The organism is Piscinibacter lacus, assembly GCF_016735685.1.
Classification (GTDB): domain Bacteria; phylum Pseudomonadota; class Gammaproteobacteria; order Burkholderiales; family Burkholderiaceae_C; genus Aquariibacter; species Aquariibacter lacus.
Genome location: NZ_JAERRA010000002.1, coordinates 277,769 through 303,131, shown reverse-complemented (window position 1 = coordinate 303,131; position 25,363 = coordinate 277,769). Strand labels below are relative to the sequence as shown.

Genomic DNA, 25,363 nt, shown 5'->3' with positions numbered 1-25,363 from the left:
GTGAAGGGTGTCCGCGCGTTGTGGCCGGGTGTTCAGTGCCCGGCATGCGGATCGGCCGGGGCGGCGCCGTCGGGCGCCTCCACCCAGACCTCGACCTGCACGCGGCCCGCGCGGGCAAAGTTCAGCGTCAGCGGAAAGCGCTCGCCGGCCCGCAGCGGCTGCTTCAGGCCGACCAGCATCAGGTGGTGGCCGGCCTCGCCGTCGCGCAGGCGCACGCTGCTGCGGGCCGGCAGGGCCAGGCGCTGCACCTGGCGCATCTGCATGCGGTCCTGGTTCAGGCGCATCGCGTGGATCTCGACCGCCTCGGCGCGCGGCGTGCTGCCGCCGAGCAGTTCGTCGTCTTGCCCGCCCTGGTTGTGGATGGCCTTGAAGTAGACGGCGCCCGTGCGCAGGCCGCCGGGCGTCGGCCGGGCGTAGGGATGGGCCAGGCGCAGGCTGCCGAGGCGGGCCTCGTGGGCCCGGGCGACCGGGGGCAGGCCGCACAGCGGCAGCAGTGCCGTGCCCGCCAGCAGGCGGCGGCGCAGGGCATGGGGCAAGTCATGGGATGAGGACATGGCATGGCGCGGCCTCGGCAGCCGCAGGCAAAAGGGGGTCGAAAGGCAGGCAAGGCCGTGCCGCAGGCGCGCTGCGCGCTGGCGGCGCGGAGGCGCTGAGGCACTGAGGCGCAGCCCGCGGTGGCCGGCCCGGGCGGGGCCAGCCGGGGGCGGCGGATCGGCCCGGGCTTCGCTCAGCCCGCCGGCGCGGGCGGGCTGCGGGGGACGGACTCGGCCCGTTGCAGGCCCGTGGCCTCGCCCGGCCGGGTGGCGGCGGGTGGCGGGCTCAGGTGGGCCAGGCTTGCGGCCACAAGCTGCACCAGCAGCGCCAGGCACAGGCCGTGATGGGCCCAGGCCAGGCGCGGCAGCAGGGGCTGCAGCAAGTCGGCCAGGGCGCGGGCGCGCAGGCCGACGGTCTGCCAGTGCGGCGCGCTTCGGGCCGCAGGGTCGCCGGCCCAGGCCGGCGGCGTGAGGTCATGCATGGGAACTCCCCGGGGCCGGCGTGCAGGGCCGGCCGATGGTCGACGGGGCCGCCGCGGCAGCTTGCCGGGCGGCTCAGGGTCAGGCCAGGGCGTTCACAGGAGGGGCGTGGGCCGGCGGCTGGCGCCAGACCGGCGGGCCGCGCGGGCCCGGCCCGGCGAGCGCGGGCGCTTGCAGCCGCTCGGGCTGTGCCAGGCGCGGCAGGCCGGGGCCGGCCTCGACCCCCGGCAGGGCCGGCAGATCGCGTTGCACCTGGCACAGGGCGCAGGCCTCGCCATGGCCGGCCAGGGGATGGACCGGCGCATCGGCCGGGGCCTGCGGGCTGCGGCAGACGGCCGTCTGCGCCCACAGGGGAATGCCGTCCCGGGCTTGCAGCGCCCGCGAGACGGAAGGCGCCAGGCTCGCCAGCAAGAGCAGCAGCGCCAGCACAAGGCTGACGCTGCGATGCCGGTGGATGCCGTGGATCTCCATGGGGCGTCGAGTGTAGCCAGCCCAAGCCGACCCGAGTCATGCCCTGGGCCTATGCTGCGCGGCTTCACCCGCCCGGGCCGGCCGCCAAGCGCGCCGGCTTCGTCGCCCGTCCATGCCCCTTCTCGGAAGCTGCCATGCGCTACCTTGCCTACACCGCCACCGAAGACCTTGACAGCCTCAGCCTGCACGAAGCGCCCACCCCCCAGCCCGGCCCGGGCCAGGTGCGGGTGCGGATGGGGGCGGCAAGCCTCAACTACCGCGACCTGCTGATCGTCACCGGCCGCTACCCCGGCATGGTGTCCCAGGGCCTGATCCCGGGGTCGGATGGCGCCGGCACGGTCGAGGCCGTCGGCCCCGGCACCAGCCGCTGGAAGGTGGGCGACCGCGTGACCGGCACCTTCTTCGAGACCTGGCTGGGCGGCCCCATGCTGCCCACGCACTTCGAGCACTCGCTCGGCGGCACCGTGCCCGGCGTGCTGGCCGAGCAGCGACTCTTTCCGGCCGACGCCCTGGTCGCCACGCCCGCCCACCTCAGCGACGAGGAAGCCGCCACCCTGCCCTGTGCTGCGCTGACGGCCTGGAACGCGCTGTTCGAAGGCCCGGTGCCGCTCAAGCCGGGCGACAGCGTGCTGGTGATGGGCACCGGCGGCGTCTCCATCTTCGCCCTGCAGTTCGCCAAGGCGGCGGGCGCCGAAGTCATCCTGACTTCTTCGAGCGATGCCAAGCTCGAACGCGGCCGCGCCCTGGGCGCCGACCACCTGATCAACTATGCAAAGCAGCCCGACTGGGACCAAGCCGTGCTGGCTGCCACCGGCGGCCGCGGCGTCGACCATGTGGTGGAAGTCGGCGGCCCCGGCACCTTGCAGCGCTCGATCAGCGCGGCCCGCCATGGCGGCCAGGTGCACCTGATCGGCGTGCTGACCGGCGGCACGCTGGAGCCGCTGCCCATCCTGTTCAAGACGGTCACGGTGCGCGGTGTCTTCGTCGGCTCGCGGACCATGTTCGAGTCCATGAACCGCCTCATCGCCCAGCGCGGCCTGAAGCCGGTGATCGACCGCGTCTTCCCCTTCGCCGAGGCCCGGGACGCGCTCAAGCACCAGATCGGCGCCAGCCACTTCGGCAAGCTGGTCGTGAAGATCGGCTGAGCGCCGCCGATGCGCCTGCCACGGCTTGATGCGCTGCGCGGTTTCGCGCTGCTGTGGATGATCGCCTTCCACTTCGCCTTCGATCTGGCCCACCTGCGCCTGATCGAGGCGGACTTCTACCGCGACCCGGTCTGGACCGGGCAGCGCGTCGCCATCCTCAGCCTCTTCCTGCTTTGCGCCGGCCTGGGCCAGGCCGTCGCGCAGGCCCAGGGCCAGCCGACGGCCCGCTTCGCGCGGCGCTGGCTGCAGATCGCCGGGGCGGCGCTGCTGGTCTCGGCCGGGTCCTGGGCGATGTTCGGCCCGCGCTACATCCACTTCGGCGTGCTGCACGGCATGGCGTTGATGCTGCCGCTGGCGCGCTGGGCCGCGCCGCTCGGTCACGGCCTGCTGCCGCTGGCGGCGCTGGCCGTGGCGCTGCCGCTGCTGTGGACCGGCCCCGACCTGTCCGGCCGCGCGCTCGACTGGCTGGGCCTGATGGCCCGCAAGCCGTCCACCGAAGACCATGTGCCGCTGCTGCCCTGGCTGGGCCCCATGCTGCTGGGCCTGTGGCTGGGCCAGCGCCTGCTGGCCCGGGCCGCGGCCAGCGGCCGGCCCGGCCTGCTGGGCGGCCCCCTGCCCGCCGCGCTGCAACCCCTGGCCCGCCTGGGCCGCTGGAGCCTGAGCGTCTACTTGCTGCACCAGCCCCTGCTGATGGGCGGGCTGATGGCCGGGCTGGCGCTCACCCGCTGAGCCGCCGGCCCATGAAAAAAGCGCCCCGCGGGGCGCTTTCTTGCAGGGCTTGCGCCGGCTTCACTGGGCCGGGGCGGGGGCCGGGCCGAACTTGTAGTCGGTCTTGGCCTTCAGGCGCAGGTCCTCGCGGAACTGGGCCAGCTTCTGCTGGGTGAGCTGCTGCACGATCTGCGGCTTGACTTCCTCGATCGCCGGCAACTGCGCGTCGCGGGTTTCGTCAAGCTGGATGATGTGCCAGCCGAAGGAGCTTTGCACCGGGGTCTCGGTCATCTGGCCCTTCTGCAGCGCGGCCATGGCCTTGCCGAACTCGGGCACGAAGCTGCTGGGCGTGGCCCAGCCGAGGTCGCCGCCCTGGGGCGCCGAGCCGCTGTCCTTGCTGCTGGCCTTGGCCGCCTCGACGAAGGGCGTGCCGCCCTTGATCTTGGCGATCAGGGCCTTGGCCTCTTCCTCGCTGTCGACCAGGATGTGGCGGGCGTGGTACTCCTTGTCGCCGGCCTGGGCCTTGGCCTTGTTGTACTCGGCCAGCACCTCGGCGTCGCTCACCGGGCTCTTCTTCTGGAAGTCGGTGATCAGCTCGCGGATCAGGATGCTCTGGCGGGCCAGCTCCATCTGCTCCTTGTAGACGGGGCTCTGCACCAGGCCGCGGCGCTCGGCCTCCTGGCTCAGGATCTCGCGCAGCACGGCCTCGTCGCGCACCTGCTGCTCCAGCTCCGGCGTGCGCTGTTGCTGGCCGCTGCGCAGCACCTGGGTCATCAGCGATTCGACCCGCGCCTTGGGCACCGGCTTGCCATTGACGATGGCGAGGTTCTGGGCCTGGACAGCCAGCGGGGCGAGCAGGGCGAGGCTCAGGCTCGACAAGGCCGCCAGACGGATCGGGAGGGAGGAGGTGTTCATGGAGACGGCCGCGCGGCGGCGAAGGAGGGGGACACAAGGGAGGCCGGCGCAGCCCCGGAGTTCCGGGGCCCGGGCCCTGCACCCCTTCGCGCAGGGCCGGCGAGGGGGTTGCGGCTTACCGTGCAGCCTCTTCAGGCGTCAGGGTTTCGAGGGCCAACGCATGGATGCCGCGCGGCATCCACTGGCTCAAACGATCATACACAAGGCGATGCCGGGCGACCCGGCCCAGGCCGGCGAAGGCCGGGCTGATGAGGCGGACATGGAAATGCCGCCCCTCGCGCGCGCCGGCATGGCCGGCATGCAGGTGGCTGTCGTCGCGCACGGCCAGTTCGATCACCGGCAGGCTCTCGCGCAGGCGGGCGTCGAGCTGGGCGGCATCGGGTGCGGTGGGCTCGCTCACGATTGCTCCGGCGTCTCGGCCTGCTTCATATGCTTGCCCAGGTAGATGGCCTGGGCCACGGTGAAGGCGATCATCAGCCCCAGGCTGCCGAAGAGCTTGAAGTTCACCCACACGTCGGTCGAGAAGCTGTAGGCCACGTAGAGGTTCACCAGGCCCATGAAGGCGAAGAAGGCGATCCACATCAGGTTGAGCTTGCGCCAGACCTGCGGCGGCAACTGCATCTGCTCGCCCATCACCGACTGCAGCAGGTTCTTGCGCCAGATCGCGTGGCTGAGCCAGAAGACCAGGCCCATCACCCAGTAGAGGACGCTGGGCTTCCACTTGATGAAGGTCTCGTTCTGGAACCAGACCGTGGCGCCGCCCAGGACGGTGACCAGACCCAGGCTGATCCAGAGCATCTTGTCGACCTTGCGCCGCATCAGCAGCAGCACCAGGATCTGGACCAGGGTGGCCAGCATCACCACCAGGGTGGCCAGCAGCACCGGCGCCTGGGCGGCGGCAACCGTGCCGCCGGACACCAGGCTGCCGAAGTGCTCGGTGGCAAAGGCCGCGGCCTCGTCCGGGCGGCCCTCCGCGATCTTGAAGACCGCGAAGAACAGGACGATGGGCAGGAAGTCGAGAAGGAGTTTCATCGCGCGTCGGGTGGGGCCCCCGGACGGGCCGGGGTGCGACGGTCGGGTCAGTCGCGGGGCGTGAAGTCTAGCGAGGCGGAGTTGATGCAGTAGCGCAGTCCGGTCGGCGCCGGGCCGTCCTCGAACACGTGGCCGAGGTGGCTGTCGCAGACCTTGCAGCGCACCTCGGTGCGGACCATGCCGTGGCTGCGGTCCACCCGCTCCTCGATCACGTCGGCGCGCAGCGGCTGGCTGTAGCTGGGCCAGCCGCAGCCGGCGTCGAACTTGGTGGTGGCATCGAACAGCGGCGTGCTGCAACCGATGCAGCGGTACTGGCCCGCTTCCCAGTGGTCCCAGTAGACGCCGGTGAAGGCGCGTTCGGTGCCGGCCTGGCGCGCCACCGCGTACTGCAGGCGGTCGAGCTGGGCGCGCCATTCGGCATCGGTCTTGACGACCTTGGGCAGGGGCGCCGAAGCGGCGTCGGGGGGCAGGGCGGTGTCGTCGCTCATGAGGAACAGCTCACTTCCAGGGGCGGGAGGTCGGCGGGCGGCGGCTCGGCATAGTGCGCCAGGGCCGCTGCGGGTTCGTCGTAGGGACGGGCCAGAACTTGCGCCAGGCGCTGCAATTCGTCGAGCCCGCCCTGCTCGGCCTCGGCGATCGCGGCCTGGGCCAGGTGGTTGCGCAGCACCACGGCGGGGTTCACGGCCGCCATGCGGGCGGCGCGTTCGGCATCCACGCTGGCTTCGGCTTGCAGCCGCGCGCGGTAGCGGGCCAGCCAGGCGTCGGCCCGCGGGCGGTCGATCACATGGTCGCGCAGCCAGCGGTCGCCCGCGGGGTCGGTCGGGTCCGGGTCGGCGGCGTGCCTGCTGCGCAGGCGGGCCAGGCGTCGCCAACTCTGGGTGTGGTCCAGGCGCTCGGAGGCGAGCAGGGCGAGCCAGTCGTCCGCCAGGGCAGCGTCTTCGGGCTGCGTCGTCCGCAGGCCCAGCTTGGCGCGCAGGCGGCGCAGCAGGGCGATGGGGAAGGTCTGGCGGTAGGTCTCGATCGCGCCGAGCAGGCCCTCGACTGCCGCTTCGCGCTCGGCCTCGCTCGCCGAGGGGCCGCCGCCCACCAGCGGCAGCAGCGCCGACGCCAGGGCTTGCAGGTTCCAGCCGGCGATGCTGGGCTGGCGCGCGAAGGCGTAGCGGCCCTGGTGATCGGAGTGGTTGCAGATGTGGCTAGGGTCGAAGCGGTCCAGGAAGCCGTAGGGGCCGTAGTCCAGCGTCAGGCCCAGCAGGCTCATGTTGTCGCTGTTCATCACGCCGTGGCAGAAGCCGACGGCCTGCCAGTCGGCCAGCAGCTCGGCCGTGCGGCGGCTGACTTCGGCCAGCATGGCGAGCACCGGCTGCTCGGCCTCCTGCGCGGCGGGGAAGAAGCGCTGGATCGTCCAGTCCGCCAGCCGGGCCAGCTCCGCATGGTGGCCGTGGTGGCAGAAATGCTCGAAGTGGCCGAAGCGCAGGAAGCTGGGCGCCACCCGGGTGACGAGGGCCGCGGTCTCCACCGTTTCGCGCCGCACCTTCAGCGGGCTACCGACCAGGGCCAGTGCGCGCGTCGTGGGGATGCCCAGGGCATGCAGGGCCTCGCTGGCCAGGTATTCGCGGATCGACGATCGCAGCACCGCGCGGCCGTCGCCGCGGCGCGAGTAGGGCGTCGGCCCCGCGCCCTTGAGCTGGATCTCCTGCGGGCCCTGCGGCGTCTCCAGCGTGCCCAGCAGCAGCGCGCGGCCGTCGCCCAACTGCCCCGCCCAGGCGCCGAACTGGTGGCCGCTGTAGACCGTGGCCACCGGCTGCAAGCCGTGCCAGACGGCATTGCCGGCCAGCAGCGCCAGCTCGGCCTCGGCCGAGGGCGGGGCCCAGCCCAGCGCATCCGCCAGCGCCGCATTGCGCAGCAGCATGCGCGGCTGCGGCACCGGGCTGGGCGCCACCGGGGTGGCAAAGGCGGGGCCGAGCCCGGCATGGCCGGCCTGCCATCCGGCGGGCCAAGCGGTGGCCGGGCGGGCGGGCAGGGGCGACGGGTGGATCGACATGCGAGCAAGTCTAGGGGCCGGGCGCCCCCCCTGCCGATGCGGGGGCAGGCCGCGCGCGGCTTCGCCCTTCGGCGACACTCGCCGGCCCGTGCGCCCGCCCTGCGGCGGCGCCCCTTTCCCATGCCCGCCCGACGTGGCCTGAAGACCGCATGTCCCCCGCCCGACTCGACAAGCTCACCTGGTACCTGATCTTCGCGGGCCTCACGCTCGCCATCCTGGGCTTCTACCTGGACGGGGGCCTGCCCACGGCCGGCCTGGGGCTGAAGATCGTCGGCGCCGTGCTGATCGTCGCGGGCGTCGTGATGATCGGCCTGCGCGCCCATCCCGCGTCGGGCCCCAAGACCCGTGGAGACCGTTCGTGATCGATCACATCGTCATGTGGCGCCTGAAGGAGCCGGCCGATGCGCCGCGTTTCAAGGCCATCCTCGACACCTGTGCCCAGCTCGTGCCGGGCATCCTGCGCTTCGAAGTCTCGATCCGCGAGGAAGGCCTGGAGGCCAATGCCGACGTGGTGCTCGTCTCGCGCTTTGCCGACGAGGCCGCGCTGGCCGCCTACCAGCAGCATCCCGAGCACCAGAAGGTCTTGCAGCAACTCGGCCCCCTGCGCGTCGAGCGCCATGTGCTCGACGCCCGCGTGCCGGGCTGAGACGGCGTGAACCCGCCTGCCCGGGCGTGGCCGGCTTCTTCGCAGCCTCTGAGCCCCCGCCTGCTGACGTGAGGCCCGCGGCCCGTCCCCGCTCGCCTGGGCCCCGCGTCTCGGCGCGGGCGCTTCGGGCGCTGCTGGCCGCCGCGGTGCTGGCCGCGCCGGGCCTGCCCGCCCAGGCCGCCGGGCCGCTGGACGAAGCCACGCTCGCCCGCTTCGGCCCCGAGGCCCGCGCCGCGGCCTCGCTCGAATGGGCCGCGCTTGACGACGCCGCCGCCTTGCGCCGCCAGTGCGACCAGGGCCTGCGCGCCTTCGAGCAAGAAGGCCAGGCCCTGCGCCGGCGCGCCACGGCCGATGCCGGCACCCTGCTCCCGGCCTATGGCGCGCTCAGCGCCGGCTTCGAGGACCGCCTGCTGCCCCTGGCCTTCCTCGCCCGGGTGCATCCGGCCGCCGCGCTGCGCAAGGCCGCCCGCGCCTGCGAGCTGCGCCAGCAAGCCGCCCTGCAGCGCCTGCACCAGCAGCGCAGCCTGCTGCGGGCGCTGCGCGCCCTGGCCCCGGCCGACCCGGTCGAGGCGCGCCTGCGCCAACACCTGCTGCGCCGCTTCGAGCGGGCCGGCGCCGGCCTGCCCGCCGTCGCCCGCGACCAGGCCGCCGCGCTGCAAGAGGCCCTGGCCCTGGAGATCCAGGCCTACGACCTGGCCCTCAGCGAGGACCGCCGCGAGATCCGCTTCACCCCCGCCGAGCTGGCTGGCCTGCCCGCCGCAACCTTGAGCGAGCTGCCGCGCGATGCCCGCGGCCGCCACCGTCTGGGCTTCGATGCCGTCACCGCCGATGCCGTGCTGCGCCTGGCCCGCCGCCCCGCCACCCGCGAGCGCTACTGGCGCGTCTGGATGCAGCAGGGCGGCGAGGCCAATCTGCGCCGGCTGGACACCATCGTCGGCCTGCGCCGCGATTACGCCGCGCTCTTCGGCGTCGCCAGCCCGGCGGCCTTCGAGCTGCAAGGCCGTATGGCCGGCGACCCCGCCACGGCGCTGGCCTTCCTCGACCGGCTGGAGGCGCAGATCGCCCCGGCCCAGGCCGCCGAGCTGGCCGAGCTCCAGGCCCTGCAAGCCGCCGACCCCCAGGCCGCGCCCGGCAGCCGCTTGCAGCGCTGGGACCTGGCCCACTACGCCGACCGCCTGCGCCAGCAGCGCCACCCGCACGAGCCCGAGGCCCTGCGCCGCCACCTGCCGCCGCAGGCCGCGCGGGATCTGGTCTTCGCCATCGCCCAGCGCAGCCTGGGCCTGCGCTTCGAGCAAATCGACGCCCCGCTCTGGCATGCCCAGGCGCAACGCTGGCGCCTGCGCGACGCGCAGGATGGCCGCCTGATCGGCGACCTGCTGCTCGACCTGCACCCGCGCCCCGGCAAATACGGCCACTTCGCCGTCTTCCCCCTGCGCGGCGGCGCGCCCGGCCGGCTGCCGCTGGCCGCGCTGGTCGGCAACTTCGATCCCCAGGGCTTCAGCCTGGACGATCTGGAAACCCTGCTGCACGAGTTCGGCCATGCCCTGCATGTGCTGCTGGCCCGGCCGCGCCATGTGGACGCCGCCGCGCTGCAACAGCCGCTGGATTTCATCGAGGCGCCCTCGCAGATGCTGGAAACCTGGGCCAGCGACCCGCGCGTGCTGGCCCTGCTGCCCAACGTCTGCCCGCGCTGCGAGCCCATCCCCCCGGCCCTTTTGCAGGCCGCGCTGGAGGCGCGCCGCATGGGCCGCGCCCTGCATGTCGGCCGGCAGTTGCTGTTTGCCCGCTACGACCTGCTGCTGCACGGCGCGCAGCCGCAGCCGCCGATGGCGCTGTGGCGCCGGCTGGAAGCCGCCAGCCCGCTGGGCCATGTGCAGGGCAGCCTGTTCCCGGCCAGCTTCGACCACATCGTCAGCGAATATGCGGCGGGCTATTACGGCTACCTCTGGGCGCAGGTGATCGCGGCCGATTTCGGCAGCGCCTTCGCGCCCGACCCGCTGGACCCGGCCGTCGGCCGCCGCTGGCGCGAGACCGTGCTGCAACCCGGCAACGAACAGCCGCCCGAGCAGCTCATCCAGGCCTTCCTCGGCCGCCCGCTGCGCGAGGACGCCTTCCGCCGCTGGTTGCAGGGCCGCTGACGCGCGCCGGGGCGCTGCCGGCCCGGTCGCAGGTCGTCGGTACCCGCTGCCGCCCGCAGCCCGCAGCCCGCAGCCCGCAGCCCGCAGCCCGCCGCCCGCCGCCCGCCGCCCGCCGCCCGCCGCCCGCCGCCCGCCGCCCGCCGCCCGCCGCCCGCCGCCCGCCGCCCGCCGCCCGCCGCCCGCCGCCCGCCGCCCGCCGCCCGCCGCCGCCCGGGCCGGCGCTGACAATCCCCGCAATGACTTCGCCTCCCCCGTCCCTCGCGGCTGTGCACCTGGTCGGCGGCGGCCCCGCCGGCTTGATGGCGGCCGAAACCCTGGCCGCTGCCGGCCGGCCCGTGGTGCTGCACGACGCCATGCCCAGCGTCGGCCGCAAATTCCTGCTGGCCGGCAAGGGCGGCCTGAACCTGACGCACAGCGAGCCCCGCCCCGGCTTTGACACCCGCTACGGCGAGCGCGCCGCCGCCCTGGCCCCCTGGCTGGATGCCTTTCCCCCGCAGGCCCTGCGCGACTGGGCCGCCGGCCTGGGCGTGGACACCTTCGTCGGCAGCTCGGGCCGCGTCTTCCCGGCCGAGATGAAGGCCGCGCCCCTGCTGCGCGCCTGGGTGCAGCGGCTGCGGCAGCAGGGCGTCGTCTTTCGCATGCGCGAGCGCTGGCTGGGCTTCGAGCGGCCCGACCCGGCCGCTTCAAGCGATGCAGCCGAGCCGGCCCAGGCCGCCCCGCCGCTGCGCCTGCGCTTCGCCGGGCCGCAGGGCGAATCCACCGTGCCCGCCACCGCCTGCCTGCTGGCCCTGGGCGGCGCAAGCTGGTCGCGCCTGGGCTCGGACGGCGCCTGGGTCGCGCCCCTGGCGCAAGCCGGCGTGCCCATCGCGCCGCTGCGGCCGGCCAATGTCGGCTTCCATGTCGGTTGGGCCGGGCAGGAAGCGGGCTGGAGCGCGCCCTTGCGCGCCCGCCAGGCCGGCGCGCCCCTCAAGCCCGTGCGCCTGCGCATGGTGGGGCCGGACGGCACCGTCTTCGACCGCGCCGGTGAGTTCGTGCTCAGCGACTACGGCGTCGAAGGCAGCCTGATCTACGCCGCCGGCGCCGCCCTCCGCGAGCAGATCGCCGCCACCGGCGCCTGCACCGTCCACCTGGATTTGCTGCCCGCTTTCAGCCTGGACAAGGTGCGCGCCGAGATCGCCCACCCCCGCGGCCCGCGCAGCCTGGCCACCCACCTGAAAAGCCGCCTGGGCCTGGAAGGCGCCAAGGCCGCGCTGCTGCAGGAAGTGCTGCACCGCGGCCTGCCCGACGCGCCCGAGCAGCGCCCCGACCCCGCCGATGCCGCCGCCCTGGCCGCCCTGCTCAAGGCCTGGCCGTTGCGCCTTGTGGTCCCCCGGCCGATCGACGAAGCCATCAGCACCGCCGGCGGCGTCAGGCTGGAAGCCCTCCACCCCGGCCTGATGCTGCCCCCCGGCCCCGCCCTGCCGGCCGGCATCTTCGTGGCCGGCGAAATGCTGGACTGGGAAGCCCCCACCGGCGGCTACCTGCTGCAAGCCTGCTTCGCCAGCGGCCAATACGCCGCCCAGGGCCTGCTGCGCTGGCTGCATCACACGGGCGCCTGAGGCCCCCCGGCGCCCGCGCCGCGCGTGGTCCAATCCCAGCCTGCCTTCGAACGACGCTGACGCGATGAGCCTGACCGACGCCCCGACCTCCGCCTGCTCGGCCCCCGCCGCCGCCCACCCCGTCACCCTGCACCGCCCGCAGGCCGCCGGCACCCCCCACGCCAGCCAGCCCGGCCGCTGGCCCGTCGAGGCGGTGGAAGCCCTCTTCGAACTGCCCTTCAACGACCTGCTCTGGCGCGCCCAGCAAGTCCACCGCGAGCATTTCGACGCCAACGCCGTCCAGCGCTCCACCCTGCTGTCCATCAAGACCGGCGGCTGCCCCGAAGACTGCGGCTACTGCCCCCAGGCCGCCCGTTACGACACCGGCGTGGAAGCCACCAAGCTCATGTCCGTCGAGCAAGTGCGCGCCGCCGCCCAGGCCGCCAAGGACGTGGGCGCCACCCGCTTCTGCATGGGCGCCGCCTGGCGCGAGCCCAAGGACCGCGACATCGAAAAAGTCAGCGAACTCATCCGCGAGGTGAAAAGCCTCGGCCTGGAAGCCTGCTGCACCCTGGGCATGCTGACCGAGCCGCAGGCCCATGCCCTCAAGGACGCCGGCCTGGATTACTACAACCACAACCTCGACACCGCCCCCGAGGCCTACGGCCGCATCATCACCACCCGCGACCAGGCCGAACGCCTGGCCACCCTGGCGCGGGTGCGCGACGCCGGCATGAATGTGTGCTGCGGCGGCATCGTCGGCATGGGCGAATCCCGCCGCGAACGCGCCGGCCTCATCGCCGAGCTGGCCAATCTCGACCCCCAGCCCGAATCCGTGCCCATCAACGAGCTGGTGCAAGTGGAAGGCACCCCCCTGGCCGGCACCGAGAAACTCGATCCGCTGGAATTCGTCCGCACGATCGCCGTGGCCCGCATCACGATGCCCAAGGCCTATGTGCGCCTCTCCGCCGGCCGCCAGCAAATGGACGACGCCACCCAGGCTCTGTGCTTCCTGGCTGGCGCCAACTCCGTCTTCTACGGGGAAACGCTGCTGACCACGGGGAACCCCGAGGTGGCGCGGGACGAGGCGCTGTTTGCGCGGCTGGGCTTGCGGGCGGAAGGCGCGTGAGCGGCTGACCTTGCCTGCGGGATGCGGACGGGGGAAGCAAAACGCCGCGGCTTGTGCCGCGGCGTTTTGCTTTGGGGGGTGTCCGTCGTTGGGCGCATGTATCGTGTTGGACGGGTGTGTCGCTGCAGCCTTGCCGTCGGGCCGCCTGACGCGCCGGTACAAGCCCTCGCAAGAAGGGGGAGGTGTTCCCTTTCGCTGTGAAGCAGGTCACGGTAGGCTCAAGCTGTGATGAACATTCGGCGTCATGTGGCAAGTGCTGCTGTTATGCCTTGAGCAAGTTACGCCAAATAGATACGAAGCGCTATGAGCGCCGGCTAGTAGCTCTTCAATCAATCAGCCGGCAAGGAGACTTGTATGAGCAAGGGTGGAAATAGTGGCGGCGGTCGCGGAGGTGGTTCGCAAGGCAGTGGCGGCGGCAAAGGTGGGGGTTCAACAGGTGGTGGCGGTGGTGGCCGTGGGCAGGGAAGTGGTGGCGGATGGCCTAGCGGCACGGGCAACCCATCTGGCGGTGGCCGCAGCAATGCGCCTGCCGGCAACGGAGGTAAAAGCTAACTACTTCGAAAACACTGTTTGGCCTAACTGATCGGTCAAGCAGACGCCAACACTGGCCATGCCTTGGGCAATTTACGGTCAGTGTTGGTGCGCTCCGTACCTCCGGTGCTCCGGCGCCGCTTACCTTGGGCGTTGGGGGACGTCGGGAGGCGCATGCACCCGAGCCGGCGAGTGTGTCGCTGCCGCCTTGCTGTTGGGCCGCATAACGCGCCGTTGCAAGCCCTCGCAAGAAGGGGTTGTGTGGCCCTTACACCTGACAAGCAGGTCGCGGTAGGCTCTAGGTGTCTTGAACATTCGGCGTCATGTGGCGAGTGCTACTCTGATGCCTAAAGTACGTTCTTCGAGCATGGTTGCTCGGCACACTCCGGCAAGGAATTTGCAGATGTGGGCAGGTTTATACAGCGCCAAAAATCTGCTAGCTTGCGCTGCGTTGCAGGCATGCACGCACAAGCGAGCTTGAGCGGTCAAGCCATCAACGCAGCGTGACCCTGACAGCATCAATTGACGGCCAGTGGGGATCTGTTGAATCTGAACAGTGAGGCTGGCGGGCTGGCCCGCAACCAAGCACGTAGAACATGCCGCTGCACTGGACAGCCTGCGGCTGCCAGTGAGCTATTACGTTCGGCTTCAAACTAGATAACCGCACCTGAATGTTATTCGGAGAGAGAAACATGAATAGATTGAGTAATGTCACGTTTATTTTGTTGGCATTGATGCTGCCAAATATTGCTACTTCAAACGATGGGATCATCTTGGTGCCGGATAAACCAGAACAGATGCCTGCGGAGAAGCACGATCCTGCTGAAAAAGTAGCGGCGACGAAAAGTGGGGCTGGAATCTCTGCTTTGGACGATCAAGGGCTAAAGAATATATTTGAATTGAAAGAGCAGAATGAAAGACGTGAAAAAGCAACCATTCTGGCAAAGCAACGCTTAGACGCGGCATTAAAAGAAAATCCAGAAGCGAAATACGCCTCTGTAGTGGTCCTAGCCGACAAACCGTTAAAGAAAGATGACTCGCCCGGAAAACAAGCGAATGACAATATTAACTTCCTTAGAGATCTGCTCGTCTCGTCAGCAAAGCATGGCTCTACAAAATCTGATGTTTTGCGCCCGATCTACGGCTACGGCTATGACGCGATTACTGTGCCGGACGACCCCAGCCCTCCAGGTCAAAGCAAGTACAGCCACCGCGATATCACGTATATCGCGACTCGCAATCCTGACGGGTCAATAACCACGCGATCCGTCACTCCTACCGATGTCGAAGAACACTACAGAGACGAACAGCTCAGTCTTTACAACGGCTATACGGAGTCAGCAAGGTTGGCGGAAGAAAAAGCGAAAAATGCCCAAGACGAAGCTGATAGAAAAGAAAAGGAAAGAAAAGCCGAGGATGATCGAAAGAAAGCCGAGCAAGCGAAGAAGAACTACGAGGCTCTGAAGAAGAATATGGATGCGCGTGATGAGTCCTGCAAGAAAGGTGCAGCCGCCTGCAGAGAAGCCAACGAAAAGTTAATGCACAAATTTGAGGCGGTTGAGAAATTCAACAGGACTGCTAGGTGCATTGACTTCGGGGCAATAGACAAAGCACCGCCGGCATTTGGCCCTTGTTCTGCTGGCGCTCCACCGTGTATGTATTGCTCACACGCCAAAGATTTTTCAAATAAATCGAAATTGGATGCTCAAACTAAGAAAATATTTAGCACCTTGAAAAAATTAGGGTCCGAAATTTCTATCCAATAGAAGCCGAACAAAGCGTTCCAGCCGACGTCCCCGCTTCGCGGGGACGTCGGCTGGAGGCGGGCGTTAGGCATCAGAGAAATGCCAGTCGTTGGCGGAATTGTTGAATTCACAGCCTCGCACTCCAGGCCGCGGTACAGTGCATCCAGATAATGAGGAGCCCAAGTTGCTCGAAATCTACGCTCGCCAGTTAGAGATTGCCCGCAGCCACGGCTCCGACGCCGAGGCGCTGAGCTACCTATCATCGGTTCTTCGCTCGCTGCTGCAAGCCCTCGCGATTTCCGCTTTGGAGGTCACGCTTCAAGCGACCCCCGTCGTTGATGACGACTCGAACCTCAATCAGTTCATAGATCGCTTCAGCCAACCATCCGATGGGTTGCCATTAGAAGTCCTTGACAGCCTCGTTCCGAGGATCAGAAGCTTGGTCTTTCGCGGGTTTATGAAGGGGTGGTACGAACGAATTGGTGAGGACCAAAAGACCCTCGTAGAGGCTCTAACTGAGTGGGTCGAATTCCGCAACAAGCGCCCCGGCCACGGGGTTCTCGATTCACCGACAACAAGCCTTTGGGCCAAGCGCACCAGCGACCTCATCCAACGGCTTCTAGAGTCTGCCAATGACGTTCTTCCACAGCAAAGCAATTCAGGGCTGGTTGCCAAGGTCGGTGACATCGCAGTGCCATTGACAGCTCCTCTAGTCGTTGAGGGGGCAGCAATTGTTATAGCGAAAGTGTTTTCTCGAAACGGTGTGTGGAAAGTGCAAGGCCAGATCTTGTCCTGGTCTGACGCGCGCGACATTACGATTGACCTAAGTCCCACAAACCTATTCTCAACTGAGTATCGTCCCAACGACAGATTTCGGTGGTCTGAAGTTGCGTACGGCAACGGTTCAAGGCTAGTCTTGAACAATATACCAGTGCGCCAGACCTCGACTTTTGTGGGAAGAAAGAGGGAACTTGACAAGCTCGGAGATTGGCTGAGTGACATTGTCGATTCAAGAACTTGTCTAGTGTTTGGCGATGGCGGATTCGGTAAGACGACGCTGGTCCTAGAATTTTTCAACAGGATTATCGATGATGGCTTCGAAGACGAGAGTGTTCCAATCCCTTCAGTCATAAACTTCTATACCGCAAAGAAGACGAAGTGGACTGAAGAGGGGTTGGTTCACTTCAAGGGAATATCTGATGCTATGGAGGACAGTGTCAGAGAGTTGATGTACTGCCTCCATCCTGTTCTAGGGAAAGACTGGTACAAGCTGGAAGGCCGAGCATTAATCGAGAAGGTGGGAACGGAACTCTCAAAGGAGGGATTTACCCGCAACGATGTGCTGTTAATTATCGACAATACTGAAACCCTGGCCACATCAACATCTGACGCCGAGGAACTTGCGGAATTTATATCGCGCGTAGCCAAGAGAATCGGCCGCGTGGTGATAACCTCGCGCAGGCGCGAACTTTTGGCAGCTGAGCCCGTGCCGGTTAGTCAGCTGTCGGAAGAAGAGGCCCTTACGCTGATTCGTAAGCTGGGGACGGAATATAGCGCCCAATCCGTCATGCAGTCGAGCGAACCAAGGCTGCGAAGGGCTTGCGAACAGCTAATGTACAAGCCGCTCCTCATTGACACACTTGTGCGCTACATCGCACGCTCCTCCTCAGGCGTGCAGGAGGGCCTAGATCAGATACTCAAGAAGACAAGCGACGAACTCCTAGAGTTTTTGTATGAAGACGCTTGGCTGAGAATGAACAAGATGGTTCAAGAGGTCTTCATCGTCTTGTCTTCTCTAGCAACGCCACCGGACTCAAAGTCAGTAGGCGATGCATGCCGCGAGATAGGTGTTAGTCACTCTGAATTTCAATCGAGTTTGGGCGAAACCTATTTCGCCACAATCACCGATCGCGGCGAGATATATGACCTGGAAATTGTTGACCTTGCGAAGGAGTTCTTTAGGCAAAAGAAGCGACGCGCCGCGCAAGCAGACGCTGAGCGATTCGACAACATCGCTTTCAAGGTCGACAAGTTGGCCGCGGAACGTTGGGAGGTTGATCGCAATTATCGGACAGACAGGGTTGCCGACGCTTATCGCAGCGAATACGCTCGCGCGGCCAAACTCGCCATCATTCGACGGGACTACGGAGCGGCAAGGGAAAACTTCGACCTAGCTGTAATAGAAGAGCCACTGAATGCCGCGCTTCGCGAACGCATTGCTTCCTTCTTGCTGCGAAATCTCGGTAAAGCTGAACTTGCGTTGCCGTTCGCTAGAAAGGCGACCGAACTCGACCCGCAGAGCGCTGATGCGTGGCTGACTCTTGGGTTGGTCAAGTACCAAGTAGGCGACATTTCGGGCGGTGATATCGCCATGGACAACGCGATGAAGCAGGGCAAGCAGGAATCGCTGTGCCTGCTAAGAAAGGGTATCGCCCGGTATCACGCGGCCCGACTAGAACCGTACGGCAAGCGCTCTGCCAAACTGCTCAAGGAGGCAACCGCCCTTGTCGACACTTCTTTGCGTCTGCCTGTTGCGGCAGACTTCTATGCACAAAAGAACAGGCGCGAAGCCGAGAAGTATGTTTCTCTCATTCGCTCTTTAACACTGATGATCAATCGTCGCGAGGTTACTGCCGAGAATTCGCCACAAGGGGGCTAGACACAGGGACCTCGCCCCTTAGTTCGCTGATGCCTAACCCTCTACAGGGACTTCCCGCTGAGTCAACGGTGATCAGTGTTCTTCTTCCAAGGCCGGTTTCCTTTCGCGTGAACAGCAGGACGTGGTGATCGAAGGCGCCACCGTGGAAGGACAGACTGCACATCTACAGGCGGGCTTGTGTCGGTGGGGTTCACCGAGGCCCCAGATACGAACCGCTCAGCAGGGCTCCATTCACTCGACGTGCTGTGGGCACATGAGGGTTACCGAGTTCACCTGCTGCCGGTCTGACCTGTGGTGGGCATCTTCGAGCGCACGTCCGGGTGAGGAATCGGGTCTTGTGTGTTCGGGCTCAGCTGGCCGGCTGGGCTTTGAGGCAGCAGCGCGCCGCAGGCGGCTCGGGCATGTGGTCAGGGTTGAACGCCGCGCCACGTGTGAGCACGGCCCACAAGATGCGGGCGTTCTTGTTGGCCAGTGCCACGACGGCCTTTTGCCAGTCCACGCGCTCTTTGAGCTGCACCAGCCACAGGCTGATGCGGTCGCTGCGTTTGCCGGCGCCCATCACCGCAGACTTGGCGCCCTGGATCAACAGGGTGCGCAGGTAGTCGTCGCCGCGCTTGGTGATGCGGCCCAGGCTGGCCTTGCCGCCGGTGGAGTTCTGGCTGGGGACGAGGCCGAGCCAGGCGCCGAACTGGCGAGCGCTGTCGAACTGGCTGAAGTCGCCCACGCTGGCGATCAGGGCCGACGCGGTGACGGGGCCGATGCCCTGCAAGCTGGCGGCGGCCTTGGCGCGATCATCGAAGCGCACATGGCTGGCGATGCGCTCGTCGCACCAGGCCATTTGCAGGTCGATGCCGATCCAGTGCAGGTGCGCGCGCTGCAGCGCCAGGCGGGCCACGCCGGGCAGCTCGTTGGCCGCGTCTTCGATGACCTCGGCCAGCACCTTGCGCAGTGCCTCGGGGCTTTGCGGGAACATCAGGCCGAATTCGGCGAGCAGGCCGCGGATGCGGTTGATGAGGGCGGTGCGCTCCTCCTTGAAGCCCTCGCGCAACCGGTGCACAGCAAGTTGCCCCTGTTGCTCGGCGGTCTTCACCGGCACGAAGCGCATGTGGGGCCGACCGGCCGCCTCGCAGATGGCGGCTGCGTCGTTCGCATCGTTCTTGCCGCTGCGCCCGGCCATGCGGTATGGCGTGACGAAGTGGCCGGCGATCAGGCGCGCATCCAGACCCAGCAAGCGCAAACGGCGGGCCACATGGTGCGCGCCGCCGCAGGTTTCCGTCGCCACCAGGCAGCCCGCTGGCAACTCGGCACACCAGGCGAAGAATCATTCCGACGACATTGGCTTGGCCACCACCAGCCGGTCACTGCGGTCCACCGCGTGCACCTGAAGCACCCGCTAGGACAGGTCCACCCCTACCCGCGCCACCGCGCTGCGTGTAATCTCCGCCATGACTTCCCCTTTCCGTTCAGATTGAACTTCCGCAACAGGTCAATCTTGGTACCTCGATACCGTCATAGGACTGGGGAAGTCCCTTCGTATTCGGTCAAGCGGAGCGGCAGGCAGCGTAAGGCCGGGCTGAGGCACATAATGCATCATCTCAGCCCGGCCTTACTCTGCCTGCCTCCGCGGGCCGGTTAGCTCGAACGTTAGGTCTCACAGGCCAAGCCCCTTCCCCGGCTTCTGCACATTGGGTGCCGCTACACCCTGCGATGCCATTTCGCAGTGTCTCAGCCTGAAGATTGCCGAGCTCTTTGGCTTGTACTGCCAAAGCGTTCGACGCGCACTACACAATGAATATCAAAGTCATTCTTGCTGCGTTTCTCTGTGCCGCCTATGTTGGTGGATGTGTTCATCTCAATAACGAGGTGCGCAGAGCATGTACTCACGGAAACTGCAAACATGGGTGGAACAGCAAGTACACGGGATCGGAGAAGTTAGCCTTCATTGCATGGGCCATTGGTGTTCCAGGAGCAGTCTATCTCGGCTGGCGTGCCGCTGGACATCTCAGTAGTACGAAAGTGCCCATGCCCGATCCGCAGAACCGAACAAGTGAAATCGGTCGCGTTCCCCCGCCGCCACCTTCTCGGCCACCGAGACCTAGGCCAGAACGGGTGCGAAAGATTCCTGTGGGCGGAAAAATTGTGTGTCCGAAGTGCAAAGGTCCGACGGTGCTGCGGACTGCATTGCGAGGTGCGCGTCAGGGGCAGAAGTTTTACGGCTGTAAGCGATTCCCTCGGTGCCGTGGAGTCGTGAACGTGGCCTCTAGTCAAGAGGTGAAAGGCCAGGATGATGGGTGAGGCCCCTCGTTCAAGCGGAGCGCCTGGGAGCTTCGCCCTTGCCCGCCCGATCATCTTTACTTCCCCGACTCAGTGATCAAGACACATCTCGGTGATTTGTCCGAGTCGCACCTATAAGTATCGGTTAAGCTGCCGGTCGGCATGGGTCATTTTGGTGGACCTCTGGCGGCTGCCGGGATCTTCCTAGCGATGTATGGAGGCCTTGCTCGGCAGCTAGTATAATGTAGCGCGCCGCGGCCTAAACTTAGTTTGCTTCAAGTGCTGAATGCTAGCGCATGTCCGACGCGACACTTTCGGTAACTTAATGAAAAGCCATATGCAGCCCATCGCTATAACTGATAAGCAACACATGACGCAAAGCGAAGCGGTACCAAGAGGCCTTGAGCTTAACGTGGTAATCGATCGTTTATATAGTTTTGCGAAAAAGGGCGACTGGGAGCGCATTGTTGAGATATGGGCCAACTCGCCCGCAGTTGCGCGACGCTGTAGCCGTTTTAGAAAAAGACCATCAAAATATACATTCTTGCATCAGGCAGCATTTTTCGGAAAAAAGCAAGCCTGCGAAATTTTGGCTGGCCTTGGCGCAGATTTGCATGCTAAAAATTACAAAAATGAAACTCCCGCAGATGTTGCATCAAGGATGCAGCACGAGACCTTGGCGGCATGGCTCAGGGAGATTTCCAATGCGCCTCCCGCGCCCGCAGATCCGGATGTGCTTCCATGTAGTTTCCAATGGTTAGAAGCGGTAAAACTTAAAGCTCCGCATGACCTGCTCGTGCTGTATTACGAGCATATTATTACGATACCGAAAAATTCAACATACTATACCGACCGCATTGGTCGGGTGCTTGTGGGATTCCATGGGTCGTACGATCCCCCTCGGGGTATGGATGGTGCGCCAATTTTTTGAGTTTGATGGGTTCGCGCATCTCGGTGGCGTGTATGATGTATTGTGTAATGCGCGAATCTACGTGCAATCTGTGGGTCATCAGTAGCGGCGTAAGTAAGTAGTGCTGTTATCTTTTGTATCTCCGGGGGGTGGGTGTTGTCAGGTCAAGGCGTTGCAGATCATGTATTTGATGCGGCAGTGGTTCGGGATGCGCTGCCCGAAGGATCGCGTAGTTCCATTTGTTTTGGAGTCGTGCTGTCGTCGCTGGCCTTTGACGCCAAACCACGTCTTTCGTCACCCCCCCTCCCCCAATTGAATGAAGTTTGAGGTCTGAGTTGCTCCCTATCGACCACTACGGGCTCGCCGAAGCAGCTCCCATTAAACCCTTCGCGCAAAGTTTTTGGGTTTATCCCGGCCTGTTGTGTGTCGGGGCTTATCCGGGTGCGCCGGACGCGGCCACGCGAGACGCAAAGTTGCGCGGGCTGTTGGACTGTGGCATCCGGAGGGTGATTAGCCTGATGGAGCCGGATGAAATCGACTACGGTGGGCGACCGTTTGAGCCCTATTTGCCGCGGCTTCAGGCACTGGCATCTCAGCAAGCCAGGCCGATCAGTTGGCTGAACGGCCCGCTCCGGGACGCACACCCGCCGCAGCCGGAGATGCTGCGCAGGATCTTGTCGACGATTGAATCCGGTCTTCGGGAGGGGGTGCCTACCTACGTTCATTGCTGGGGTGGTCACGGCCGTACAGGCACGGTGGTGGCCTGTCATCTTGTGCAGCGGGGTATGTCGGCGCAGCAGGCCATCGATAAGCTGTTGGCTTGGCGCGCGGGGCTCCCCAAGCATCACTTTCCCTTTGAGGGCGGGCAGGAGCGCTTTGTGCGGGACTGGCGCCCCGATGTTCTACCCGCAGGAGGTCTGGATGATTGATTCGCTGTTACAGCAGACCGGGGAGCCCAACCAGTGGGTGGTTTTCCGCGAGGAGCTGGCCGTTCAGGCGGCGATGCTGCGCGCCTCGGTGGGGGGTGGGGATCGCCGCCAGGTTGCGCGGGCGGAGGCGGTGGTGAGCTCCGATCCGCAAACAGCCTTCCGCTTCGAAGCCGATGGAAGCGCTCGGCTGTCCGAGGCAGCGGGGGGCTTGCCCGCTGGCCGGTTTGAGCCGATGGCGCTGGGTGCGCTGCGCCGGCGTGCGCTTGCCGACCGTGCGGCTGGCGCGGGGAGTGGGCGGTTGCGGCTGTGGGTGCTGGACGGGGTTTCGCCGCTTACGGACATAGGCAGTCTGCAGGCCACGGCCGGGCCGGGCACGCTGTTCCAGGTCGCTTCGCAGTTCAACGGCCTCGAGTCGCCCGGCCCCTATGTGACGCCGGTGTCGTGCTACCTGAGTGACCCCACGCAGGGGCCGCGGGCTTCAATCTCGGCCTACCCGGGGGCGCTCCTGCGGCATTACGCGGCGCCGGACGGCGCGGGTGGGCGTTTCACGCAGCGCACGGATGGGCCGCAGCTTAATTTTCTCGGGGAGGTTTGTGCGCCTGGGGTGGCGGAGGTGCGCAGCGGCTACCTCACCTCACATGGCGTGCACGACCGCGATGCATTCATCGCGGCGATAGAGAGGGGGTTCGAGAACATTTGCGTTGGGGTGCACGACGGTCTGCCGGTGCTGCTGGGCCACGACTGGGACGGCGCGGTGCTTCCGAATGCGCCGAGGATCGCGCAGGTGTTCGCCTCCACCTTCGCGGGTGGGCTCTATAGCGCGGGGGAGGAAGAAGCTCACCTCCCGATCTGCACATTGCTGCTGCGTGCGGCCTACCTGGGCACGCTGCTGGCCGGGGCGGTGCTGCAGAGGCCCAAGGTGGTGTTGACGATGATCGGTGGTGGGGTTTTCGGTAACCCGCCGCCCTTGATCTGGGATTCCATCCAATGGGCAATTCGCGAGGTGCAACCCTGCCTTGCGCGCGACATGGACGTGGTGCTGAACGCCCGCGAGTTGCAACAGCACCTATCGCTGGAGGAGATTCTGCCGGTGGTGCGCGCCACGGGCGGCTTGATGCTGGAACTGGGCGGGGCTGAGCCGCGGCTGCTGCGCTGAGGCATGCAGGGGCAAGCCTTCTCGCTCGTAGTTGTATGCGTACTGAGGCGCTGCGGCTGGCGTTGCAGCCGGCCGCAGCGCCTCAGCCCCCGCAGGCCAACACCCCCGCCTGCACCGTCCGCCCGCTCTCTCCATCCGCCACCACCATCACCACCCGCCGCGCGCCCGCGCCGGGGCTGGCGGGCGGCGGGGTGTAGCTCAGGCGCAGCGGCTGGCCGGCGTGCAGCGGCGCCAGCAGCTGGGGCGGGATGGGGGTGTAGCCGCGCACCACGGCGGCGTGGCGCAGCAGGCTGCCTTCGTTCTCGCCGGCTTTCACTTGGGTGCTGTGGCCGTCTTCGCTGACAGCCCAGAAGGCTTGCAGCCGCGCGGGCAGGGGGGCGCCGGGGCGGGGGTGCAGTTCAACGTCGACAGCCTTGCCGCGGCCGCTCAGGCTCAGGGCCAGCGGGGCGGCGGTGGTGGCAGGGCGCGGCAGGGCCTGGCCTTGCCACCAGCCGCGCCAATCGCGGCCTTCCAGCACGGTCTGGGGGGTGTAGAGCTGGCGGGCGCCGAGGCGGTCGCGCACTTCCGTCTGGCGCTGGGTGTGCAGCGGGTCGGCGTAGCGATCGGGCCAGCCTAGGCGGTCCCAGTAGGTGACGTGGAAGGCGAGCGGCAGCACGTCGCTGCGCCCGCTGAACTGGGCCAGCCAGCGGTCGGCCGGCGGGCAGGAGCTACAGCCTTCGGAGGTGTAGAGCTCCAGCACCTGCGGCGCGCGTTCCGGCGCCTCGGCCCGGCCCGGGCAGGTGGCGGGCGCCGCGCCCGCCCCCGCAAGCGGCGGGGCGGTTTGCGCAGCCAGCGGGCCGGCCGCCAGGGCGGACAGCGCCAGCCCCCAGGGCTTGACCCGATCCATCAGCGGGCGAGGGGCAGGGCGTGACTGGGCAGGGCGATGCGGCATGGCGGGCTCCCGGCCGGCGGGGCGCCGGCGTGTGGCGGTGGGTCGGCCGGGGGGCGGGGGGCTTACGCGGGGGATGACGGGGGCGCTTGCCTGGCGCGGCTGCGGCGGAAATGCCCATGGGTCAGGCAAGTTCACCGGGGCATGGCCGCGGGCTCTGCCGCCAGGCGGCGTTGCCGCGCCGCCATTCAAGCCCCCGCCTGAGGGATCCCCAGGCCCCGGGCGGCCAGCCCACCATGCCGGCGCGTTTGTGCCGGGGTGGCGCAAGGCGGAACCAGCTCAGGGGCCTGCGATGGATCGTGTGTTCGAAATGCTTGCGGTGGGCCTGCTGGCCCTGGCGGTGCTGGCCGGGCTGGCCTTGCGGGTTCGGCGCAGGGGCGAGGATGAGCCCTGGCCCTACCACCTGAAGCGCCCGCTCAGCCGGCCGGAGCAGGTGCTCTTTCATCGTCTGGTGGCGGCGCTGCCGCAGCATCTGGTGCTGGCGCAGATGCAGGTGTCGCGGGTGCTGGGGGTGAACAAGGGGGCGAACTTCCAGGCCTGGCAGAACCGCATCAACCGCCTGAGCTTCGACTTCGTGATCTGCCGGCCGGATGCCAGCGTGCTGGCGGCCATCGAGCTGGATGACGCCAGCCATCAGGCGCCCGCCCGGGTCGAGGCGGATCGTCGCAAGTCCCGCGCTGCCGCCAGCGCCGGGCTGCGGCTGATCCGCTGGACCGTGGGCGATCTGCCGTCTGAGGACGAGATCCGCGCGGCCGTGCTGCCGAGCCCGCCTGTGGAGGGCGCGGCCCCATCCAGGCGGCGGGCGGCGGGGTGACGGGCTGGGGGTGGTCGATGGCTGCCGCGCGCCCGTCGGCTGCCCAGAACGCCGCGCACCCCGCCCCGGCTCAAGCCGGAGGGGTTGGCTCAGCGGCCGGCGGCATCTCCGCCCCCTCCACCAACAAGGCCAGCAGTTGCAGCGAGTCCTGCCAGCCCAGCATGCAGGATTCCGGCGTCAGCGCGGCGGGCAGGCCGCTCTGCGTCACGCGCAGTTCGGTGCCGCTGGGGGTGGGGCGCAGGCTGACTTCGGTGCGCAGGGTGCCGGGCAGGTCGGGGCGCTCGAACACTTCCTCGGTGACGATGCGCTCGCCCGGCACCAGCTCCAGGTAGCGGCCCTGCCAGGTGTGCACCTCGCCGCTGCCGAGCTGGGTGAAGCCCATGCGGAAGGCGCCGCCGGGCCGGGTGTCGACCGCATGCACGATGCCAATGAAGCCGTGCGGCGGCATCCACTTCATCAGGGCCTGCGGGTCGGTCCAGGCGCGGTAGATGCGCTCGGCCGGCGCGCGCAGCATGCGGTGCAGGGTGAGGCTGCCGGGGGCGGGGGTGTCGGGCATGGCGGGCTCCGGGGGCGGTGAGGCTGGCAAGCCTCGCGTGCGGCCC

Annotated in this window: 24 protein-coding genes and 1 pseudogene; 14 read left to right on the top strand and 11 right to left on the bottom strand. The window is 67.4% G+C overall.

Translation table 11 applies throughout. From position 1 onward, the window contains the following. Window positions 1-32 precede the first annotated feature (32 nt). The 3 genes from JI742_RS11685 to JI742_RS11675 all read right to left on the bottom strand — a co-directional run bounded on the left by JI742_RS11685 (window position 33) and on the right by JI742_RS11675 (window position 1,484). Window positions 33-554, bottom strand: a complete 522-nt coding sequence (locus JI742_RS11685) for a copper chaperone PCu(A)C (RefSeq protein WP_201827071.1) — start codon at window positions 552-554, stop codon at window positions 33-35. Window positions 555-727: 173 nt separating this feature from the next. Continuing rightward, a complete protein-coding gene (locus JI742_RS11680; RefSeq protein ID WP_201827069.1) occupies window positions 728-1,015 on the bottom strand; it encodes a hypothetical protein in 288 nt (95 codons plus the stop codon). A gap of 79 nt (window positions 1,016-1,094) precedes the next feature. Then, window positions 1,095-1,484, bottom strand: a complete 390-nt coding sequence (locus JI742_RS11675) for a DUF2946 family protein (RefSeq protein ID WP_201827067.1) — start codon at window positions 1,482-1,484, stop codon at window positions 1,095-1,097. A 134-nt stretch (window positions 1,485-1,618) separates the two neighbouring features. Between JI742_RS11675 and JI742_RS11670 the strand changes: the two genes are divergently transcribed. Together JI742_RS11670 and JI742_RS11665 are read left to right on the top strand one after the other, a co-directional pair. Beyond that, window positions 1,619-2,629 carry a zinc-dependent alcohol dehydrogenase family protein gene (locus tag JI742_RS11670; protein WP_201827065.1) on the top strand — a complete coding sequence of 337 codons (1,011 nt, stop codon included), beginning with the start codon at window positions 1,619-1,621 and terminating at the stop codon, window positions 2,627-2,629. A gap of 9 nt (window positions 2,630-2,638) precedes the next feature. Beyond that, window positions 2,639-3,358 carry a heparan-alpha-glucosaminide N-acetyltransferase gene (locus JI742_RS11665; protein ID WP_201827063.1) on the top strand — a complete coding sequence of 240 codons (720 nt, stop codon included), beginning with the start codon at window positions 2,639-2,641 and terminating at the stop codon, window positions 3,356-3,358. 60 nt (window positions 3,359-3,418) lie between these two features. Here JI742_RS11665 and JI742_RS11660 read toward each other — a convergent pair whose 3' ends face one another. From JI742_RS11660 to JI742_RS11640, 5 genes are all read right to left on the bottom strand, one after another. Next, window positions 3,419-4,252, bottom strand: coding sequence for a peptidylprolyl isomerase (locus JI742_RS11660; RefSeq protein ID WP_201827061.1), 834 nt, complete (start codon window positions 4,250-4,252; stop codon window positions 3,419-3,421). Between the two features lie 115 nt (window positions 4,253-4,367). Then, on the bottom strand, window positions 4,368-4,652 hold the full coding sequence (locus tag JI742_RS11655) for a BolA family protein (protein ID WP_350309673.1): 285 nt from the start codon (window positions 4,650-4,652) through the stop codon (window positions 4,368-4,370). Then, entirely contained in the window at window positions 4,649-5,284 is a 636-nt protein-coding gene (locus JI742_RS11650; RefSeq protein WP_201827058.1) for a septation protein A, read from the bottom strand. Before JI742_RS11650 ends, JI742_RS11655 begins: the two co-directional genes overlap by 4 nt. Before the next feature lie 47 nt (window positions 5,285-5,331). Continuing rightward, window positions 5,332-5,772 carry a peptide-methionine (R)-S-oxide reductase MsrB gene (gene msrB / locus JI742_RS11645; protein ID WP_201827056.1) on the bottom strand — a complete coding sequence of 147 codons (441 nt, stop codon included), beginning with the start codon at window positions 5,770-5,772 and terminating at the stop codon, window positions 5,332-5,334. Continuing rightward, window positions 5,769-7,325 carry a protein adenylyltransferase SelO gene (locus tag JI742_RS11640; RefSeq protein WP_201827054.1) on the bottom strand — a complete coding sequence of 519 codons (1,557 nt, stop codon included), beginning with the start codon at window positions 7,323-7,325 and terminating at the stop codon, window positions 5,769-5,771. Before JI742_RS11640 ends, msrB begins: the two co-directional genes overlap by 4 nt. Window positions 7,326-7,474: 149 nt before the next feature. Between JI742_RS11640 and JI742_RS11635 the strand changes: the two genes are divergently transcribed. The 7 genes from JI742_RS11635 (at window position 7,475) to JI742_RS11605 (ending at window position 17,750) form a co-directional block, all read left to right on the top strand. Beyond that, window positions 7,475-7,687 (top strand): hypothetical protein, encoded by a 213-nt coding sequence (locus tag JI742_RS11635; RefSeq protein ID WP_201827052.1) that lies wholly within the window; start codon window positions 7,475-7,477, stop codon window positions 7,685-7,687. Further along, window positions 7,684-7,971 carry a Dabb family protein gene (locus JI742_RS11630; RefSeq protein WP_350309672.1) on the top strand — a complete coding sequence of 96 codons (288 nt, stop codon included), beginning with the start codon at window positions 7,684-7,686 and terminating at the stop codon, window positions 7,969-7,971. The genes JI742_RS11635 and JI742_RS11630 overlap by 4 nt, the downstream gene beginning before the upstream one ends. Window positions 7,972-8,117: 146 nt before the next feature. Continuing rightward, window positions 8,118-10,109 carry a M3 family metallopeptidase gene (locus JI742_RS11625; RefSeq protein ID WP_201827050.1) on the top strand — a complete coding sequence of 664 codons (1,992 nt, stop codon included), beginning with the start codon at window positions 8,118-8,120 and terminating at the stop codon, window positions 10,107-10,109. A 236-nt stretch (window positions 10,110-10,345) separates the two neighbouring features. Beyond that, window positions 10,346-11,707 carry a TIGR03862 family flavoprotein gene (locus JI742_RS11620; RefSeq protein WP_201827048.1) on the top strand — a complete coding sequence of 454 codons (1,362 nt, stop codon included), beginning with the start codon at window positions 10,346-10,348 and terminating at the stop codon, window positions 11,705-11,707. Window positions 11,708-11,771: 64 nt separating this feature from the next. After that, a complete protein-coding gene (gene bioB, locus JI742_RS11615) occupies window positions 11,772-12,815 on the top strand; it encodes a biotin synthase BioB (RefSeq protein ID WP_201827046.1) in 1,044 nt (347 codons plus the stop codon). A 1,223-nt stretch (window positions 12,816-14,038) separates the two neighbouring features. Continuing rightward, window positions 14,039-15,112: a hypothetical protein gene (locus tag JI742_RS11610; protein ID WP_201827044.1), complete on the top strand. Its 1,074-nt coding sequence runs from the start codon at window positions 14,039-14,041 to the stop codon at window positions 15,110-15,112. A gap of 163 nt (window positions 15,113-15,275) precedes the next feature. Then, the gene (locus JI742_RS11605; protein WP_201827043.1) at window positions 15,276-17,750 is read left to right on the top strand and encodes a tetratricopeptide repeat protein; all 2,475 of its coding nucleotides are present in this window, start codon (window positions 15,276-15,278) and stop codon (window positions 17,748-17,750) included. A 349-nt stretch (window positions 17,751-18,099) separates the two neighbouring features. On the opposite strand, the pseudogene JI742_RS11600 reads toward JI742_RS11605, so the two are convergent. After that, window positions 18,100-19,140 (bottom strand): annotated as a pseudogene (locus JI742_RS11600) (IS110 family RNA-guided transposase). 398 nt (window positions 19,141-19,538) lie between these two features. On the opposite strand from JI742_RS11600, the gene JI742_RS14150 reads away from it, so the two are divergent. From JI742_RS14150 to JI742_RS11580, 4 genes are all read left to right on the top strand, one after another. Continuing rightward, window positions 19,539-20,045, top strand: coding sequence for a topoisomerase DNA-binding C4 zinc finger domain-containing protein (locus tag JI742_RS14150; RefSeq protein WP_201827041.1), 507 nt, complete (start codon window positions 19,539-19,541; stop codon window positions 20,043-20,045). A gap of 316 nt (window positions 20,046-20,361) precedes the next feature. Next, complete coding sequence (locus JI742_RS11590; RefSeq protein WP_201827039.1) at window positions 20,362-20,955, top strand: ankyrin repeat domain-containing protein; 594 nt, start codon at window positions 20,362-20,364, stop codon at window positions 20,953-20,955. 314 nt (window positions 20,956-21,269) lie between these two features. Continuing rightward, complete coding sequence (locus JI742_RS11585) at window positions 21,270-21,863, top strand: protein-tyrosine phosphatase family protein (RefSeq protein WP_201827037.1); 594 nt, start codon at window positions 21,270-21,272, stop codon at window positions 21,861-21,863. Then, entirely contained in the window at window positions 21,856-23,019 is a 1,164-nt protein-coding gene (locus JI742_RS11580; RefSeq protein WP_201827035.1) for a hypothetical protein, read from the top strand. Before JI742_RS11585 ends, JI742_RS11580 begins: the two co-directional genes overlap by 8 nt. 82 nt (window positions 23,020-23,101) lie before the next feature. On the opposite strand, the gene JI742_RS11575 is transcribed toward JI742_RS11580, so the two are convergent. Beyond that, the gene (locus JI742_RS11575; protein WP_201827033.1) at window positions 23,102-23,905 is read right to left on the bottom strand and encodes a DUF1223 domain-containing protein; all 804 of its coding nucleotides are present in this window, start codon (window positions 23,903-23,905) and stop codon (window positions 23,102-23,104) included. A 334-nt stretch (window positions 23,906-24,239) separates the two neighbouring features. Between JI742_RS11575 and JI742_RS11570 the strand changes: the two genes are divergently transcribed. Further along, window positions 24,240-24,761 (top strand): DUF2726 domain-containing protein, encoded by a 522-nt coding sequence (locus JI742_RS11570; RefSeq protein WP_236677012.1) that lies wholly within the window; start codon window positions 24,240-24,242, stop codon window positions 24,759-24,761. A gap of 70 nt (window positions 24,762-24,831) precedes the next feature. On the opposite strand, the gene JI742_RS11565 is transcribed toward JI742_RS11570, so the two are convergent. After that, window positions 24,832-25,317 (bottom strand): SRPBCC domain-containing protein, encoded by a 486-nt coding sequence (locus tag JI742_RS11565; protein ID WP_201827030.1) that lies wholly within the window; start codon window positions 25,315-25,317, stop codon window positions 24,832-24,834. Window positions 25,318-25,363: the final 46 nt, after the last annotated feature.